Here is a 17,371-nt window from a genome sequence, read left to right as displayed (position 1 = left end):
TCTATGAATCTTCATTCCCCAGCCAATCAAGTGCTTCCTGTTTATAGTGAAGATACTCGTTTTCGCTTACCTCATATTCACCATATGCGACCTCGTCGAATAAGAGGGCAAGCCGGTAAAATCGATCCGCCCACTTTAGATTCACTTTACTCAGTTCGTCGTAATACTCCCAGTTCGTCTTCCACACCCGTGCTTCCAGATACTCCCTCTCATGGAAATAAAGCAGAAGTGCCAGGAACATATGACGAGTTGCTTTCGGATAATCTCCGAGAGTCTCCTGCTTATGGGCTTCCTCCAGATGACTGGAATAGGACCATTCCATCTCGTTCATAGATTGAAAGGGTTTATGCGAACGGAACTTACGCCTTCTTACCCCGTTGCGGACGGCAATGAATGCGAAGCTGAGAAGTACTGCGACGATAATCACGATCACCGCGATCAGGATACCCGATGCACCCCCGCTTGTCGGTTCAAAAGCAGGATTTATCTTCCCCAGCATTTCCTGGATCCATTCCTTTGCCCTTTCCCACCAGCTGGACAGCCATCCCTGATTCTCCTGAAGGTAGGCTTTGTATTCCTTTCCATCCAGGATGTCCTCGAGTTGATCCCTTGCTCTAGTTTCATTCAACACTTTCTTCACCTAGCTTTCAGATCAAAAGCCCGGGAACCCGGGCCTGACTGGATACTTCCTTGGTTAAAACGAATTGTAGTCATCGATCATTTCATTTAAATCATCTGCGTCATGTCTTGTTTTCAGGTCAAAGAAGATGACCCCGAACACGACAGCACCGAGCATCGTCGTAAATAACGATACAACGTTGATAATCATTCCGTACAGAACACTGTTCCCCAACACGAGGCCAAACGTAAATTCGAATGCGGTATTGATAATCCCGATGATCAATCCGAACACAATATATAATCCGATAATGGTAAAAGCGCGCTTCTTTGTCAATCTCCAGCTTCTGCCGAGTCCAGGTGCGTCATTCTCGATGGCTGCAGCCCCCAAGTAGAAGCTCCAGCGTGTCAATAAATAAGCAATGACGAGAGCGAAGACAAGAAACAGGATGATGGACGTGACGATTATTCCCACACCCGGGTCAAGAAAGACAGTACCAAATACTCCGGCAAAAATCCCTGTGACAAGAGGAATGAATACCAAGCCAAAAATGATCAGGCCGAATAGGATACTGCTTCCGATGATTGGCCAAAATCGGGAGAAAGCCTCTTTGAGGACAAGCTTTACTGAGTATTCTTCATTTTTTCTCATATGATTCAGGCTGAATAATATCGCGGCTTGAGCCATGGGTGTAAGGATCATCGTGATAAACCCTATGAGCCCCGTTCCCAATTCCGCCGCCAAGTTCACTTTCTGCCCGGATTCAGCGGAAAACTCTCCCGAAAAGCTGTTTAAAATTCCATCGAACCAGGTTTCCCCTGCCCCGACCGTTCGAAAGAAACTGACACCAGCCGCCAGTTCAATGAGAGCCTGCAGTAAATATACTGGTCCCAATAATATAAGGAATATAAGGAAAAAATCTTTAAAACGGTTCTTGCTTAATCGAAATGTATGATCCAGAATTTCTCCGAATCTTTTTGGTTTGCTGAATTGTGCGTTCACGTACTGATCCCCCTACTGGTCATTTTTCAAAATTTGACAATATATCGCTTATTTTAACATTATTCCTCCTCCAGTTGATGAAATATTTGTCATTTTTCTACACTTGTTTCCTAACCGCATCCAGGCTTATTAAATGTATATTTTTGAATTGGTTTCTGATGCAAGTCGAAATCTGTTTACTTTCTTCTTTCTATACGAAAAAGTGACCCAAAAAGTTTTATTTTGGGTCACTTTCTTTTTTATTTAGCCAAATCATGTTTAAAGGCATAGATTACAGCCTGCGTTCGGTCTTGTACGTTGAGCTTTGAGAGGATGTTGCTCACATGGGTTTTCACTGTCTTCAAGGCGATGAATAATTCATCGGCGATTTCCTGATTTGTTTTACCTTGGGTCATGAGCAGGAGGATTTCAAGTTCGCGGTTCGTTAGTTCCTCATGGGGATGAGAAACAGTCTTCTGTCTCATTCGTGTCATCATTTTCCCCGTCACTTCGGGCTCAAGGATGGATTGACCGTTATAGGTCTTCCTGACCGCTTCAGCGATTTCACTCGCTTTGGACGTTTTCAGCATATAACTGACGGCCCCCGCTTCAAGGGCAGGATACACCTTATCATCATCCAGGAAGCTTGTCACGATGATAATCTTCGCCTCCGGCCACTCTTGTATGATTTCCTTCGTCGCCTGGATGCCATCCATTTCTTTCATCACCAGATCCATCAGAATGATATCCGGCCTCATTTCTAGGGCGAGCTGAACGCCTTCTCTACCGTCAGACGCTTCCCCGACGACATCTATATCCGCCTGGGCAGACAGATAAGATGACACCCCGATCCTCACCATTTCATGATCATCGACAAATACCACTTTAATCATTAATTTCACCTTCATTCTCTACAACGGGAACTTTCACTTCCAAGCGGGTCCCCTTATTCGGCACACTGATAATTTTAAACGTTCCACCGATTTCAATGGCCCGTTCTCTCATATTCTGAAGCCCGTAAGAACTCGTTACCTTCGATTCATTCACATCAAAGCCCCTGCCATCGTCCACCACTCTTAAAATGATAATGGATTCCCTTTGTATCAGTCGGATATCCAATGAAGTCGCCTTTGCATGGCGGAGAGTGTTCGAAACGGACTCCTGCAAAATACGGAACAGGTGATCTTCAATCCCTTTATCCAGACTCATGTCTTCAATCTTCCACTCAATATCAAGAGGCACCTTCTGAGCTAATTCAACCAACAGCTCCTTCATTCCTTCTTGAAGATTCTTTCCTTTTAACGCAACAGGACGAAGATGAAGAAGGAGTGCCCTCATTTCAAGCTGAGACTGATGAATCATTTGTTCGACCATACTAAGCTGTTTCTCTTCATGGGGGGTTCGGTGAGGGGAGGAGGTTTCCGTGATCGCTGACATGAGCATCGATGCTGCGAATAACTGCTGACTGACCGAATCATGCAACTCCCTTGCCAAACGGTTCCTCTCTTGTGACACAATCTCCTGTATTCTTTTTTCCTGCTCCTCGGCTTTTTCATTAGCGAGTTTCTGGGAGTAGCGGGCTTGATCGGTGAGATGCTTTCCTAAGGCATCTACCTTTTTCCAGACCTGCTGTACTTCAGAGGTTGCTGTTTCAGGTATCGTGATTCCGCGTCCTTGTTCCACATGGTGGAGGGCATCCTCCATTTCTCTCAGCTGACGCTTATCCTTCAAACCCGTCCGTATTCCAAAAACAATCCCGATCATGATGCTGACAACCAGGATAAATCCCGCTCCCGGTATATCCATGATCTCTACTTCCCACAAGAGGGACCAATCCTTTAACGGATACAAATAAAAGAAGGAAAGAGATAAAAACAACACCATCACAAGAGAAAAGAGAATACCTGCAACGACCTGCTTACTGACCGTACTCATATTCTCTTCACCTCTAGATCCCCGATCCACATGGACGTGATGATCTTCACCCGCTGAACGGCCTCATCATACCCCGGTGTTTGATAATAGAGAGACTGATTGATCGCTTTCGGTTCCACTTCATCAAAAATCTCAATGGATCCAGCCAGGACAGAATGATGCACACTTACTTCCACGTCATACGGGACCAACACCTCGATATTCCCCAGTATATTCCGGATCGACACCACTGAAGTCCCTTTAGGGAGCACCGTATTGCCGATATCGATGACCGAATCCCCGATGACGCCCTGGATGTTGATATCATTCCATTCAAACACATCTTCAGGTGTCCGTTTTGGACCGAACCATTCATTCTGAAGAGCAGATTTTTTCATCATGAGTGGTTCTTGGGTTTGAGTGAAGGTTTCCTTAATTGTTGGAGAGATGTACTTAGGATGCTTCTTGGAATCGGCAAATCTGACGATAATAAAAAGAAGAATGCCAAATAGCAAAAATTTAAAAGCGACCGTATTAAAGATATTGATGGCTAAACTGATGATCCCGAACCACAGAAGAATCTTCCCCGACGTTCTCGGCAGTTTTTTGCGTCCTATATAAATACAGAAGGCAGCAATCGACAGAAAGACCAGAACCCCCCCATCATAAAAGGAGACTTCCAGCAGTATTAAAAGTGTCCCGATTAAAATGATCCAGCTGATTCCGTCAGACCGTAAACGATTGAACAAGGGGGTTCCTCCTTTCTGATTATGTATTTGCGAGGTATAAAGATTTTACGACGAAATAGTATTCATTTGGGATGTTGATTCATAAATCTCATATCTGATGATTAAACGGGGTGAACCCATAAGTGGGCTCCCCCTTTTTTACCGTTATGATGTTTTTCTTAACCTAGAATACCATGTTTTAGGATGGAATGGCTTCTGTTTCCTCATTTTTCGTGTCTTTTTCAAGTTTTGCGATTTTTGCATCGATTGTGTTTCGGTAGTAGGAGGAATTCACTCCATGCTCCAGTTGATCTAAGTATGTTTCAATTTCATCAAACTTAGAAAATGCCTGGTTGTTATAACCTGAAGATGATTCAATGACAGAATTCATTTTGTTATGGGCACGGGCAATATTTTCTCTGCCCATCAGCTCCATGCGCTTGATATACATATCCTTCAGCTTATGCTTCATCTCTTCGTATTTCCGCTCAAGCTCTTCTAGCTCTTTTGTCGCTTGCATCTTCGATTCCTGGATTCGCAAGGCACGTTCTTCATAGTATTTTTGTTCCTGCAGGGCAAATTCATACAAGCCTTCTTCACCCGCTTTGGACGCTACCTCTGCCTGATACTTTCGTTTATCAGCTAAAACGGAAGCCTGCTGATACTCTTTTTGAAACTCTTCTTTTAAAAGGTACTGTCTTTCGACGAGCTTTCTAACTTTTTCAACTTCCTGTTCGCATTGTCTTAAGTAATGGTTCAGGACCGCGATTGGATTTTTCTTTTCCTTTTTATCTAATGCTTCGTGAAGGTCGGACATGACTGTATTTTTCAAACGTTGAAATAGGTTTGTCATAGTATAATCTCTCTCCTTTAGTTTTTTAATTGGGACCATTCTCTTTCAAAGTTGGTGAATGGATCAGATGTTTTTTCTTCCATGACGATTTCTTCTTTCTTCCAGTTCTTATAAATTACATACAGGACATACAGAGCAACCAGACCGATGATCGCCGGGAAGTTCGATACAGTTGCACTGAATGCTGCAAGACCGATCAATGCCCACAGGATCTTCTTTCCTGTTGAATCCGTTTTTACGAAGCCTTTAAAGCTGTAATACATAATCAATAAAGAGATCGCAAGGCCCACAATCGGCCCCAAATTGGCAAGCAGTACAATCGCCGCGATTCCTCCAGCTAAAAGCAATCCAAATTTCTTCATATGTTATTGCCTCCTTTCTTCTTCATGTCTCTATCCTACCTATTTTCCGGATTTCCCATAACGAGCCGGAGCTTTATTTTCGTATCAGACTTGAGGCTTAGAAGTAATGGGACTTTGCGTTTTTAATGAGGAATTGTTTTTCTGATGTGGCATGATGGGAATGGAATTTTGTCTTTTTATATGAATGGTCCATATATATTGAAGATAGGGTTGATAAACCTAAAGAAAGATCGACAAAACAAAGGTCCGTCCCTCAAATACAGGGACGGACCTCAATCGATTTCTTATTTAGTTTGTCAGTTCGAGGAATTCATCCACATCGGCAATGCAGAGGTTGATTCCTTTTTCCCAGAAGTCTTCTTTGGTTATGTCTTCACCAAGATGTTTCATGGCAAGGTCTTCTACGCTCATGACGGCTGTGTCACGGAGTAAGGCCATATATTTCTCTTCATAGCTTTCGCCTGATTCAAGTGCCTTGGCATAGATGCTCAGGGAGAACAAGTAACCGAATGTATACGGGAAGTTATAGAACGGCACCCCGGTAATATAGAAATGGAGCTTCGATGCCCAAAAGCGCGGATGTACTTCGCCAAGTGAATCGGCGAAGGCTTCCCTCTGAGCTTCCACCATCAGGTCATTCAACGCATCGACAGAAACGATTCCTTTTTTACGCGCTTCATAGAAACGGGTCTCGAATAAGAAGCGGGCATGGATATTCATGAAGAAGGCGACGCTCCGCTGAAGTTTATCTTCGACGAGGGCAATCTTCTCTTCCTTCGTTTTGGCTTCTTTCACAGCAGCATCTGCTACGATCATCTCGGCAAAAGTAGAAGCCGTTTCTGCGACATTCATGGCATAATTACGGTTCAATGCATGCATCGGCTTTAACGCATGGGAATGGAACGCATGTCCCAGTTCGTGGGCAAGTGTAGATACATTCGACATCGAGCCTGAGTAGGTCATGAAGATACGTGATTGGTCGCTTAACGGGAATGAAGTACAGAAGCCGCCAGGACGTTTCCCTGCACGGTCCTCCGCTTCGATCCATTCATCCTCAAATGCTTTCTCAGCAAACTGTGCCATCTCACTTCCAAAGAGAGAGAACTGCTTCAAAATGAATTTTGCCCCTTCATCGTATGACATGGTACTCGTCGATTCTGCCACTGGAGCGTCCAGGTCATACCAGTCCAACTTGTCTTTGCCGATTAATTTCGCTTTTCGATCCAGATACTGAACAAACGGCTTTTTGTTCTTGGAGATGGCCCCCCACATGGCATCGAGGGTTTCCTGCTTCATCCTGTTGTATTCCAAAGGCTCCTTCATTAATTCGTCCCATCCCCGCTTTTTATAAACATTCAGACGGAAGCCGCCAAGATGATTGAGGGTGCGGGAGAATAGCTCTTCATTCTCTTTCCAAGCTTTCTCCAATTCATCAAATACTTCTTTACGGGTGTTCGGGTCCGGACTAGAGAGTAAGTTATTTGCCTGACCGACTGACAGGGTCTTGTCATCATGAGTGATGTCCATCGATCCGACGATCGTATCATACATCTGCCCCCAGCCGTGATAACCGTCGACTGCCAGGGCTTGAATCAGAGATTCTTCACTGCTTGAAAGCTTATCCTTGGCTTTTTGTCTCCACTCATTCAGAACAAACGTGATCTCCTTCAATTGATCATGCTGCAATAGTTCTTTCCATATTTCTTCTGTGCAATCGGAAAGCTGCTGCTGAAACTTTGTAAAGGTAGAAGAAAAGTCGGCACTCAAACTTGTAACTTCACCGCGAAGGGAGTCGGCCTTCCGGTCATGCATGTTTTGAGCTTCAAGACAGCTGACGAAAGCACCAGCCTGTCGAAGGTACATCATTACCTCCTTTGCTTCTTCAATCAGCTTCCATACGAGCTCAGCATCATTAGCGGATTGAGGAGGATGGAATGCAAGAGCATTTTCTGCAAAATCCTTCTTCTTCTTTTCCAGAGTATCCAGATGCTGCCTGAATTCCGGTGATTCACTTCCACCTTTGAAAAAAACATCTAAATTCCAAACATTTGAATATGTATGAGTTGTATGGTCCATATTGTCCCCCTAAATGAATTGTGTAAATTGTCCCTATCCTTTTTCTAATTCTCGATAAATCCTCTAATTCCTTCCTGATTTTATACAATTCCTTGTACCTAAACTCTCTTCACTTGTTTTTTAACCATATAAAAGTGGAATAGTATATAGAGCACAACAGGTGTTGCCCACGAATGATTATTTTCAAAGGAGGATGCACAATGAAATTAATATGGAATTTTTTAGCCTTCACTTTGCTGATTGTGATGAACACTCTGGCTGTCACCTTGCCTTTGAATAATCAATCCACTGGAGAAATCAGTAACAGGCTGGATATCATGATTACTCCTGCAGGATACGTCTTTTCCATATGGAGTCTTATTTACCTGCTACTTGCCATCTGGATCATCCGTCAATTTCCTAAAACCAGGCGGGATCTTCCCCTTTACCAGGAAACAAGCCGTTTATTCATCCTGAGTTGTCTTTTGAACTCAGCTTGGATTCTGGTTTGGCATTATAACTATTTCCTGATTTCGGTCTTTATTATGCTCGGACTTTTAGTAACCCTGATCGGCCTATATAAGCGAATGAAAAGCACAGGTCCGTCCCTCTTGGATGCTGCCCCCTTTTCCATTTATGTAGGATGGATTTCGATTGCAACAATTGTAAATATCACGTATTTTCTTACGGAGATCGGCTGGAACGGGTTTGGGATTTCCGGGCTTGTTTGGGCATACCTTGGAGTGATTGTCGCTACTGTACTTACTTTCTGGTTCCGCCTCACCCAGCATGACCTCCTTTATCCACTCGTATTTGTATGGGCCTTTATCGGGATCGGAGTGAAGAATATGCAAGAGCATTCTACCTATTCGTATACTGTCTATGCACTTGCTGTCATCATCCTCGTCTTTGACCTTGTATACAAACGGACCCGCCAGTAAATTGACAGGTCTTCCCCTCAAGTTAGAGGGACGGACCTGCCGTCACGCATAGAATATCACCCCTTGACTTACATTAGTAATAGGGGGTGTTTGGATGAATCAGCAAAAAAGGAACGTATCAAAGGCAGGGACGGATATTAATGAGGTCAAACGTCAAAACGCACATTCCGGCCTCACGTACAATCAAGTGAAACAACTGTTAGGGGAGCAATATAGCGGCAATAAGTAAAGAGAAGCGCCGACTCAGTCGGCGCTTTCTTTGCCTTTTTCTTTGTCTTCTTTTGCTTTTGTTTCCCGCTGAACGGTGAGCTTCTCTTGAATCTTATTGAGCTCCTTACAAGGCTGAGTCAGACTGACAATCACATCTCCCTGCTCGATCTTCGGTGAAGTACCTTCCGTGAAGAATTCAATTCTTCCCGTCGGTTTATGAGTGAACAAGAGTAAAGTATTTTCATCTCGTTTCTGCAAATACTCATCAAAGGTGTATTTCTCTGTAATATTCGTCTTTCTGAATACATCTCCCCGTTCGACACGTTTATTCAGTTCTTCCCACGTCACGTGATTTTGAAATAGAATGCGCCCACCTATTGTATGGACCATATCCTCCAGGTCATCATCATTCTTGCTTCTAAGGCTCAGCTGGAACAGGTTGTTCCTTCCGACCTCAGGAACGAATGTTGTACAAACAAGGGCGTTATACGAATCGAGTTCAGTGGCTGCAATCATATACTCATAAGGAGTCATGTCCAAATAATACTCGGTTTGCTCTGACAAGATTTCTCCCCTGTAAAAAGGAATCCCAGCTTTTCTGACTGAAAATAACCGCTGCCAGGATGAATCCGTAATCAGAACCGGAATCTTTAAATCTTGAAGTGTCTTCGCAAATTCAGTACTGAACTTACTTCCCCCTACAATGACTACTCCAGGCTGGTCACTGATGGCCAGGTCGAGCTTTTTGGCCAGCCATTTAATCGAAAACCCGTGTGCACATACCGTTGAGAAGACAAGGGCAAAAGTGAGGGATGTCAAAATCGCTGCATCCTCAAACCCCTTCTCTAATAAAACAGATGCGAAATAACTTGAAACGGTCAAGGCGACAATACCCCTCGGTGCAATCCACCCAACAAGGATCTTTTCCTTGACGGAGAGGTCCGTCCCTATCGTAGACAGCCAGATGGAAATTGGCCTTACGATGAATAGCATGAGGAGGACGAATGCTATGATGTTCCAATTGAAGATTTTGAATAGGGTATCGACGGTTAAGGATGCTGTAAGCATTACGAATATGGTCGATATGAGCAGCACCGAAATATTTTCTTTAAAGTGACGCATATCGTCGATGGATGAAATATGCATATTCGCTAACGTCATCCCCATGGCGGTTACAGCAAGCAGTCCGGTTTCATGCGTGATATGATCTGAAATGGCGAAACAGGCAAGGACCAATGCAAACACCACGGGTGACTTTAGGAATTCCGGAACATGTCCATTTTCAAAGATAAAGCCGGTGAATTTTCCCAGCGCCCATCCGAAGACGACAGCAAACAGGGAAGCGGCAAAGAAAAGTAATAAAGAAAGTCCGGTTACATCATCACTAATTAAAAAGTTGATGATTTCAAAGGCAAATACAGCAATTAATGCCCCAAATGGATCGACGACAATTCCTTCCCATTTCAAGATGGCTGCAGGTCTCGGTTTAAGCTTTGCCTGCCGGAGCAGCGGCAGGATAACCGTTGGACCCGTTACGATGAATAATCCACCGATCACAAAGGCCACCGCCCAGGATAAACCGGCGATATAGTGAGCCCCGAGTGAACCCAGTATCCAGGCTAAAAGGGCTCCGATCGTGACAATCCTGAAAACCGGTTTCCCCAGTCCCCTCACTTCGCGAAAATCAAGATTTAAGCTTCCCTCAAAAAGGATGATGGCAACAGCCATTGATATAATGGGCTTAAATACTTCTCCGAAATCGGCCTTTGGATTGATGAGGCCGAAGATCGGACCCACAAGCAACCCGACGATGGACATGACGACGATGGCTGGCAGCCTGAATCTCCAGGCAACCCACTGGGACGCAATACCCAGCACTCCGACTAACATGATGTTAAATAAAATAGAATCGATCATAGCTTTCTCCTTTGGAGGTTATGAAATGAGCCATCATAACAGCAAATAGTATGTAGGTGTCACTGAAATACAATAAGATTAAAAGGTCCGTCCCTCTTTAAGTAAAACAAATCTCTTTGGCCATCACATTTGTTTTGTATTAGTTTACATTTTTATGGCTGTTTTTAACCAAAGAGTCGTTTCCAGTTCCCGACAGATGGTTACATAGTGGAGCATGGCTATGAGCACCGCTCCGGCGTTCATACCAAGAATGACTCCCTCCATTCCAAAACGGGATCCTAATAGGTAAATGAGTGAAAACGAGAAAATGCTCGACCAAATCGTATGAAGGAGAGCATCCTTTACCAGGCCCAATCCAATCAGAAAGGCTTGAAGAGGGAATACAAGAAAATGAAACAGGAAATACGGCCAGAGCAGCTTTAAATAATAGGCGGAAGAAACAGAGTGAAAAAACGTCTCTGTTATGTAATCCCCGAGAGTATAGTAAATAAACACGGCCGGTACCCCGTAGGCCAATGTAATCCACATTACCTGCTTTAGATGCGTCAAAATTCCATCAAAATCTTTCGATGATACCTTTTCCGAAACAGTGGGGATCAGGACGATCAGCATGGAAAACGCAATGAACGACGGAAAGAATCCGATGGTAAGGGCAATCCCCGCGAGCATTCCGAAATGTTCATTCGCATCCACCGCCCCCATCCCCGATAGAACCAGGGCCCATTTAATCAGGAATGGCTGTATGGCATGGGTCAGTGCATGAAAAATACGCAGGACGGTAGTTGGAATGGAAACGGATAGCACTGACTTTCTCATTTCAATCGTTGATAGTGTAGAATGGCTGTTCTTTCTTTTACCCTTAATTTCAAGAACGTAAGCATGAATCAAATAAACAAAAACGACCGCTTCACTCGCAATTAACGTACCAAGGGCAATGAAGATGGATGTATCAATGCCAAAGGATAAAAATTTATAGATTGATACTAATAAAAATAATTGAATTCCCTTTCGGAGAAAATTAGCTGCCGCAATTTTTCCCATCTGCTGAATTCCCATGAAATATCCTCTGGTGATGGAAGTGAAGGCCACAATCGGGATCACGACCATAATGAGCCAGCGGATTCCTGGGTGATAATCTTGAAATAACGGAGTCCAGGCATAAACCATTACCATGACCATCAACAAGATGCAGGTTGTGATCACCGCAAATCGAAAGGCATAATCAAGCATTCCCCGGTGATACCGCTCCTCCCGCTCAGCAAAGAATTTGGAAAGGCTTATCGGCAGTTCCATGCTCGATAAGATGACGATCAAAAACACCGTCGGGAGAATCGACATATATGTACCAAGACCCGCCTCCCCAAGCTCACGGGCCAATATCATATTTATCACAAATTCCAGACACTCACCAACGAAAGCTGTTACAACCAACACCAATGTACCCCTTAAAAACAGACTCATATGCTTGTACCCTGCCTTTGTATAAGATGGTCTATTCTATGATGGTTGTCCATGGAATATGTGATGGAGAGCCGGCCGATGAGGAAGAGTGTGCTTGTGATTGGGATGGCAATCATTGTTTATCGCCATGTTTTGAAAATATGTACATTAGGAAGATGTTTCACTTTTGGCGTTTAGTGCTCCATTTTCAGCAATACGGGTGCCAATTTGTGAATAACTTTCATAAATAAACCTACAAAAAAGCAGCCCCGCTACAGGACTGCTTTTCTCTCAAATAATTATTCTTTCACTGTTTTTCGTTTACGTCCACCGATCTTCCCTTTGATTTTCATCAGGATTTCATACACAATCGGTACGATCACAAGCGTTAAGAGGGTCGAACTGGTCAATCCTCCGATAACGGTGACACCGAGACCTTTTGAAATCAATCCGCTTCCTTCAAGACCCAATGCCAATGGGAACAGGGCTCCGATTGTGGCAATGGCCGTCATGAGGATCGGACGGAGTCGGGTAGAACCAGCTTCGAGTAATGCTTCCCGTGTAGATAGACCTTCTTTTTCTTTATGAATCACACGGTCGATCAGAACGATAGCGTTTGTGACAACGATACCGATCAGCATCAGTGCTCCGATCATAGAGGAGATACTGATCGTTTCTCCTGCAATCAATAACCCTACTAATGCTCCGATAATCGTGAATGGCAGTGAGAACAGGATGGCAAATGGTGCAAGGCCGCCACCGAATGTGATGACAAGAATCAAGTAAACGATGGCAATGGCTGCAAGCATCGCTAATCCCAGTTGCGTGAAGGATTCCTTGATGTCTTCTGTTACTCCACCCATATTCACGTCGATGCCGGATGGAACATCCATTTCATCGATTTCTTTCTGGATATCCTGAGAAGCTTTTGATACATCATCGGTTTTCAGTTCTCCACTCACTTGAGCAAAAACTTTACCATCCCGACGTGAAACTGTATCCGACGTTTTGCCTTCTTGAACTTCAACAACGTCTTTAATTGGAACCTCCATACCCAGTGGTGATTGGATGGTTTTATCCGTTAAATCGTCGATACTTTCATACTTTTCTTTTTCAACGTCCAGGTAGACATTCACTTCTTCTCCATCTTTTTCAATGGTCGTGAGGACTGGTCGCTGACGAGTCTGACCAAGTTCCATGGCGATTTGTCCCGCAGTCAGACCAAGCTCACTCAGCTTTTCCTGATCAGCGATGAACGAGTATTCGTCATAGGATTCGGAAATACTTGATCCGACCTTTTTGAAATCTTTCTTGTCTTCCATCATGCCTTGAATATCGTTTACGACAGGTTCGATCTCTTTCAGGGTTTCACCATAGACGTACACGACAATTTCATTGCTGCCTGCACTTGCAGAGAAGTCTTGTGAGGCCCATTCTCCTTTGTCTGTTGCTTGTTGCAAGTCTTTGATGACCTTTTCTTTTTCTTCAGAGAAATTATCTGTATCGTCGTTATACTGAACGTAGAAGATCGCATTATTTGAACTTCCCGGACTCATCGGATTTTCTCCACCGACAGAGTACTGAATCGTTTCAGCCCCTTTACGCCCCTGGAAGTACTCTTCTGCATCCTGTGCAATTTTATTAACTTCTTCTTCCGTTTGACCCGGATCTGGTTTATACGTAGCCATGACCATCTTTTCTTCATCTGATGGAAGGAAACTGACTCCAATCAGTGGTACTAAGAACAGACTTCCCACCAACATGGCGATTGCCAAGATGGACGTAATGATCTTATGGTTTAGCGTCCAATTCAATACACCCTTATACCAATTCGCCAGACGGCTTTTCTTTTCTACATGCTTCTTCCCTACACCCTTTTTAAACATAGAGTGAGCAAGCATAGGCACGATTGTAACAGCCACAAGAAGGGAGGCCAATAAGGCGAACACGATCGTTAAAGCGAACGGAAGGAATAGTTCCCCGATCATCCCTTGAACCAATCCTAATGGAAGGAATACGGCAATTGTGACAATCGTGGAAGACGCGATTGGAACGAACATTTCTTTCGTTGCTTCCCGGATCAGGTCTTTTCCTTTAAGTAATTCACCTTTCAGTGACATTCTTCGATAGATGTTTTCCACTACGACAATGGAATCATCGATCACCCGCCCAATGGCCACGGTCATCGCTCCAAGAGTCATGATATTTAACGTAATATCCATCTGTTTTAATAGTAAAATCGCGATTAAAAGCGACAATGGAATCGATACGACCGAGATCAATGTCGATTTGATATCCCGAAGGAATAGAAGAATTATGATGACTGCAAACACAGCACCGAATAATGCCTTGTTCAGCATTGTGCTGACGGATTCTTCAATGGGTTCCCCCTGGTCAAAGGTAGAAATGATTTCTACTCCATCGATGTCTTTTTCAAACGTTTTGACTTCTTCTTTGACAGCATTGACAACGTCCACCGTATTGGCGTCTGCTGTTTTCACCACTTGAAGTCCGATGGATTCTTTCCCATTCGTTCTGGAAATGGACTCTGCTTTCCCGATCAGTTCGATATCAGCAATGTCTGATAGTTGAATTGTTGGAATCTTCATGCCGGCAGGTGCTTCCCCGGTAGCAGGAGCTTGAGGAGTCTGTCCTTGTCCTGAAGGCTTCTGACCCTGTGAAGCTTCCGTCGCTCCTCCTGTACTTGGGGTTACAGGAATCTTCATTTCTTTCAAATCTTCGATCGTCGTAATATTCCCGTCAATCATAACGGATTTTTGGCTGTCTTTAAACGTGTACAACCCTAATGGAGTGGTCACATCAGAGCCTTTGATAATATTTTGAACAGTTTCTTCCGTTAATCCATATTGTGCAAGTTTATCCTGATCAAAGACGACTTGTGCCTCTTGCACTTGTTGACCTGATGCCTGAACGGAAGCTACCCCGTCCACTCCCTCAAGCTGAGGAATGATGGTATCTTCTACTGTGGATGTCAGTTGAGCTAAAGATTGGTCTTCATTCGCTACACTAAGAGCGATGACCGGGAAGGCGTTGAAGCTGAGTCGTGATACTTCCGGTTCATTGACCCCATCTGGAAAAGGGAGATCCGAGAGAGCCTCTTCGACTTCGGTCTTTGCTTCTTCCATATCTTTCGAAAACTTGTACTCTATTTGAACGGCTGAAGCATTCTGGTAAGAAGTTGAGCTGACAACATTTACCCCATCTAAATTCTTCAAGCGTTTCTCAATTGGTTCGGAGACCTTGGCTGCTACATCTTCAGGGGTAGCCCCCGGATACACGGTTGTCACACTGACAATCGGGGTATTGATGTTAGGCAAGGTTTCGAGCTTCATATTAAATCCTGAATATAAGCCTGCAATAATGACGATGATCGTCATCAGCCAAACAGCAAACTTATTTTTAAGTACGAAATTGATAATACTGTTCACGTTTTATTCATCCCTTCTCTCTTATTCTGACCAACTAGTCATAACATCATCTAATATAACTGACTACTCAGTCACAAGTCAATATCATTATAAAATAAAGGTTTATTTTTTGTGACCAATCGGTCATAATAATGGTAAGGAGTTTTTCAAGGAGAGGAAAGTATGAAGGAAAAAGAAAAATTAATTATCGAAACATCCATTAAGCTTTTTGCCTCGAAAGGATTCAACGCTACCTCCGTTCAGGAAATCGTGAACGAATGTGATATTTCCAAAGGGGCCTTCTATCTATACTTCAAATCAAAGGAAGCTCTTCTGCTGGCCATTATGAATTATTATTTTAAAATGATCACAGACAAAGTGAACGAGATCGAAAACGAGGATTTATCTCCTTATGAGAAATTCCAGAAGCAATTAGAATGCCAACTAATTGAAATTTGCAAACATAAAGAATTCATCATCATGCAGATCAGAGAGAATGCCATGCCTTTTAACGATGAAATTCATGATCTCCTCAGTGAAATGAAAATGAACACACACAGGTATTATAAAAGGAGATTGTTCGGAATTTACGGTAAAAAGATCGAGCCATACTTCTGGGACATCACAATGATGATTCAAGGTTTTTTCCATTCTTATTTAGAATTGGTCATGCTTGATAAAATCGAGCTGGACTTTTCCTACTTATCCCACTTTATCTTGAAACGAACGGATGACTTAGTGGAAGGGTTACTTAGAAGCGGAGATCTTCCTGTGCTTTCCTTTGAGAAGTTGGATGATCTGGTTAAGGACTTTACGTCTTCAAATAGAATAAATGAATCTACACTTGTTCATATGATCGAGGATGCCCTGGAAGTGGCGGAGGATGAAAATATCCAGATATCACTGGAAGTCATGAAGGAAGAAATCCAGAAAGACGCAACACGTCCCGTCGTCATCAGGGGAATGCTTGTGACCGTTGATGAGGATCCTTCATTGAAATATCTTGTGAATGCCTTGAGACATTTTTATAAAATCCAGTGATGGAAGACCCACTTTTTCCTTAAGGTGTTGCGATTCAATGAGCTAATGGGTTGCGGTATGCTCGCTTTCCTCGACGCGTGAGTCAAGCGCTTAATAGTCCTTCTCCCCCAGGAGAAAACTTAGTCCGATTGTTCAGGCTTGATTAAAGACGCCGATCATTTTATGACCGGCGTCTTTTTTATGTAGTGCATCCGCACTCTCATGAAGTGGCATTCTCGACATATTCTACTTCCTATATCTCTTCATTTTCAAAAAACTGCTGTAGCTTCTCATCTTGTTCAGGACTCGCATTTTCCGTGGCATACGGATTATCCTTGACCCCTGCTGTATCCATATTTGTTTTGATTGCGAAAAAAGGACCTTTCGGTTCCTCTGCTATGACACGGTCATTCAACTCTTTGAAGTCCGGCATTTCTTTGTTTCCTTCCATATTATCTCGCTCCTTTCACACTTCTATCCGTGTGTTTATAAGCAATCAAGACGATGTCATCCGCTGATTGCTGACAAAGTTCATTTTCCATACTCTTCACTTTATTCAAGGTATCTTCGGACAAATCCGCTACAGGATAATCTTTCTTATTCAAAGTTGTCATCTCCTATCCATTTTCATTCGCTTGACCGATGACTTTCTCTGCGATGACCCCGTTCCCTTCTTCAACCGCATGATGTTCTTCCAATGATTCACCCGGAACATACACCTGGCTCGGGTTGCGCAGCCGGTCATTCATGGTGAATTCAGGATTCAACGGGGTGTCCATATGCAGATCTTCTGATTTCTTGTCCCTGCTCATTCATACCACCTCCACTATTTAGTATGGCTAGTGACGGAAGAATCATTCCAATCAAAAAAAAGCGTTGAGCAACCTCCGTCCCTCAACGCCA

At 43.6% G+C, this 17,371-nt stretch carries 17 protein-coding genes; 3 read left to right on the top strand and 14 right to left on the bottom strand.

Annotated elements, in window-relative coordinates; genetic code table 11:
* Position 1 precedes the first annotated feature (1 nt).
* From BAA9072_RS11770 to BAA9072_RS11735, 8 genes are all read right to left on the bottom strand, one after another.
* Positions 2-631, bottom strand: coding sequence for a DUF4129 domain-containing protein (locus BAA9072_RS11770; RefSeq protein WP_201714869.1), 630 nt, complete (start codon positions 629-631; stop codon positions 2-4).
* A 63-nt stretch (positions 632-694) separates the two neighbouring features.
* A complete protein-coding gene (locus BAA9072_RS11765) occupies positions 695-1,621 on the bottom strand; it encodes a hypothetical protein (RefSeq protein ID WP_201714868.1) in 927 nt (308 codons plus the stop codon).
* Between the two features lie 239 nt (positions 1,622-1,860).
* Positions 1,861-2,493, bottom strand: coding sequence for a response regulator transcription factor (locus tag BAA9072_RS11760; protein WP_201714867.1), 633 nt, complete (start codon positions 2,491-2,493; stop codon positions 1,861-1,863).
* Entirely contained in the window at positions 2,486-3,535 is a 1,050-nt protein-coding gene (locus tag BAA9072_RS11755; protein WP_201714866.1) for a sensor histidine kinase, read from the bottom strand. The genes BAA9072_RS11760 and BAA9072_RS11755 overlap by 8 nt, the downstream gene beginning before the upstream one ends.
* On the bottom strand, positions 3,532-4,263 hold the full coding sequence (liaF, locus tag BAA9072_RS11750; protein ID WP_201714865.1) for a cell wall-active antibiotics response protein LiaF: 732 nt from the start codon (positions 4,261-4,263) through the stop codon (positions 3,532-3,534). The genes BAA9072_RS11755 and liaF overlap by 4 nt, the downstream gene beginning before the upstream one ends.
* Positions 4,264-4,441: 178 nt before the next feature.
* Positions 4,442-5,095 carry a PspA/IM30 family protein gene (locus BAA9072_RS11745; protein ID WP_201714864.1) on the bottom strand — a complete coding sequence of 218 codons (654 nt, stop codon included), beginning with the start codon at positions 5,093-5,095 and terminating at the stop codon, positions 4,442-4,444.
* 17 nt (positions 5,096-5,112) lie between these two features.
* Complete coding sequence (locus BAA9072_RS11740) at positions 5,113-5,457, bottom strand: lmo0954 family membrane protein (protein WP_201714863.1); 345 nt, start codon at positions 5,455-5,457, stop codon at positions 5,113-5,115.
* Between the two features lie 288 nt (positions 5,458-5,745).
* Positions 5,746-7,533: a M3 family oligoendopeptidase gene (locus BAA9072_RS11735; RefSeq protein WP_201714862.1), complete on the bottom strand. Its 1,788-nt coding sequence runs from the start codon at positions 7,531-7,533 to the stop codon at positions 5,746-5,748.
* A gap of 200 nt (positions 7,534-7,733) precedes the next feature.
* Between BAA9072_RS11735 and BAA9072_RS11730 the strand changes: the two genes are divergently transcribed.
* Positions 7,734-8,453, top strand: coding sequence for a TspO/MBR family protein (locus BAA9072_RS11730; RefSeq protein WP_201714861.1), 720 nt, complete (start codon positions 7,734-7,736; stop codon positions 8,451-8,453).
* A gap of 94 nt (positions 8,454-8,547) precedes the next feature.
* A complete protein-coding gene (locus BAA9072_RS24500) occupies positions 8,548-8,682 on the top strand; it encodes a hypothetical protein (protein ID WP_269139949.1) in 135 nt (44 codons plus the stop codon).
* Between the two features lie 14 nt (positions 8,683-8,696).
* On the opposite strand, the gene BAA9072_RS11725 is transcribed toward BAA9072_RS24500, so the two are convergent.
* The 3 genes from BAA9072_RS11725 to BAA9072_RS11715 form a co-directional block, all read right to left on the bottom strand.
* Entirely contained in the window at positions 8,697-10,580 is a 1,884-nt protein-coding gene (locus tag BAA9072_RS11725) for a cation:proton antiporter (RefSeq protein ID WP_201714860.1), read from the bottom strand.
* Between the two features lie 144 nt (positions 10,581-10,724).
* A complete protein-coding gene (locus BAA9072_RS11720) occupies positions 10,725-12,041 on the bottom strand; it encodes an oligosaccharide flippase family protein (RefSeq protein ID WP_201714859.1) in 1,317 nt (438 codons plus the stop codon).
* 278 nt (positions 12,042-12,319) lie between these two features.
* On the bottom strand, positions 12,320-15,469 hold the full coding sequence (locus BAA9072_RS11715) for an efflux RND transporter permease subunit (RefSeq protein WP_201714858.1): 3,150 nt from the start codon (positions 15,467-15,469) through the stop codon (positions 12,320-12,322).
* A 162-nt stretch (positions 15,470-15,631) separates the two neighbouring features.
* Between BAA9072_RS11715 and BAA9072_RS11710 the strand changes: the two genes are divergently transcribed.
* Positions 15,632-16,489 carry a TetR/AcrR family transcriptional regulator gene (locus BAA9072_RS11710; protein WP_201714857.1) on the top strand — a complete coding sequence of 286 codons (858 nt, stop codon included), beginning with the start codon at positions 15,632-15,634 and terminating at the stop codon, positions 16,487-16,489.
* Positions 16,490-16,721: 232 nt separating this feature from the next.
* On the opposite strand, the gene BAA9072_RS11705 is transcribed toward BAA9072_RS11710, so the two are convergent.
* From BAA9072_RS11705 to BAA9072_RS11695, 3 genes are read right to left on the bottom strand one after another with little or no spacing between them, the layout of a single operon-like run.
* On the bottom strand, positions 16,722-16,919 hold the full coding sequence (locus tag BAA9072_RS11705) for a hypothetical protein (protein WP_201714856.1): 198 nt from the start codon (positions 16,917-16,919) through the stop codon (positions 16,722-16,724).
* Between the two features lies 1 nt (position 16,920).
* Positions 16,921-17,073: a hypothetical protein gene (locus BAA9072_RS11700; protein ID WP_201714963.1), complete on the bottom strand. Its 153-nt coding sequence runs from the start codon at positions 17,071-17,073 to the stop codon at positions 16,921-16,923.
* 12 nt (positions 17,074-17,085) lie between these two features.
* Entirely contained in the window at positions 17,086-17,280 is a 195-nt protein-coding gene (locus BAA9072_RS11695; protein ID WP_201714855.1) for a hypothetical protein, read from the bottom strand.
* Positions 17,281-17,371: the final 91 nt, after the last annotated feature.

Source organism: Rossellomorea arthrocnemi (assembly GCF_904424705.1).
GTDB classification, from domain to species: Bacteria; Bacillota; Bacilli; order Bacillales; family Bacillaceae_B; genus Rossellomorea; species Rossellomorea arthrocnemi.
Note: the sequence above shows the minus strand (reverse complement) of the source record. Positions and strands in the feature narration are given on the sequence as shown.